This window comes from Methanoregula sp. (assembly GCF_002835825.1).
In the GTDB taxonomy this organism is placed as follows: Archaea; Halobacteriota; Methanomicrobia; order Methanomicrobiales; family Methanospirillaceae; genus Methanoregula.
Window position 1 is genome coordinate 1 of record NZ_PIZH01000663.1, and the last position, 1,153, is coordinate 1,153.

2 protein-coding genes are annotated in these 1,153 nt (G+C 53.4%); both read right to left on the reverse strand.

Features of this window, described 5'->3' with window-relative positions; translation table 11 throughout:
* Window positions 1–291: 291 nt before the first annotated feature.
* Window positions 292–669: an HIT family protein gene (locus tag CW742_RS14245; protein ID WP_292421515.1), complete on the reverse strand. Its 378-nt coding sequence runs from the start codon at window positions 667–669 to the stop codon at window positions 292–294.
* A 235-nt stretch (window positions 670–904) separates the two neighbouring features.
* Window positions 905–1,153 (reverse strand): hypothetical protein (locus tag CW742_RS14250; RefSeq protein ID WP_292421517.1); only part of this gene is annotated, 249 nt, incomplete at its 5' end.

The following is a 1,153-nucleotide window of genomic DNA, read 5'->3' on the forward strand; positions in this document are numbered from 1 at the left end:
AATTGTCCGGGCTTTTTTCAGGTGTATCGCTTGTTGCCATGGTTCTTGTTCCTCATCCCTTACTGGCAGGAAATTATTGGGACATGGTTTATGAGTCTCTTTACGGATTTGCCGGATCCGCTGACACACCGGTTGTCCGCGTGATACGTATTTCCCGTTCATGCCTTGAAATGCATTTCGCTTCCCCAATCGGGGAGGCTGGGTGTTCCTGATCAGGGAAAACCGGTCCTGAAAGCATCCGTCCCGAAAACGACACTGCCCGGGGGGGCTGTGCCGGGTAGGATAGTGCCCTCAATACACCTGCTTCCACGGCACAACTCCCCGCAATCCCCCGCGGGGATCCACAACATCCCCGGCATACCGCGGGATTATATGACAATGGCAATGCATCACCGTTTGCCCGGCAATCTCGCCGACATTAAACCCGATGTTATAGCCGCCCGGAGAAAAATCCCGGTCAAGGAATTCCCTGCATTCAGACACAAGAGCAATTGTGGCCTCCTTCTCCTCCTGCGTCATCGAGAAAAAATCCGGCGTATGGCGGAAGGGAATGACAAGAATGTGGCCCCGGCTGGCCGGGTATTTGTCCCACCGGGCAAAACAGAGATCGTTTGCTCTTACTATCTCCTCTGCGGGCGGGTTGCAGAACGGGCACGCCTCCGGCTCCATGCCTCAATATCCGTACTTTTATCAGATATTCGTGATCCTGTGCCGGTTTGCCGGCCGGGGTTACCACAACGGTTGCCGGGGGAAGTTACTGCATGATTGAAACATCATGACGGGATAATCTCCCGCAGGCACTGTACCAGTTTTTTATTCTCTTCCGGAAGACGGACGGCCAGCCGGAAATAGGAGTTTTCTCCGGGAAAACGGTCGGAGATATCCTTGATGAAGATGGATTTCTTTACAAGAAGATCGTTGACCAGGGTTTCCGGGGGATACCGTCCCGGGAAAGCTCGATGACAAGGAAATTTGCCTCCGACGGACAGACCCGGCGGACGAACGGGAGTCCGGATAACCGGGCAGCAAATGCTGTACGATCTTCCCTGGTTGAACGAAATGACTCCTCCAGGGCATCGCGCTGCTTGAGGATGATCTCGAGGAAAAATTCCGCAATGCTGTTGCAGTTCCATATGGGGAGATTATTTTTTAC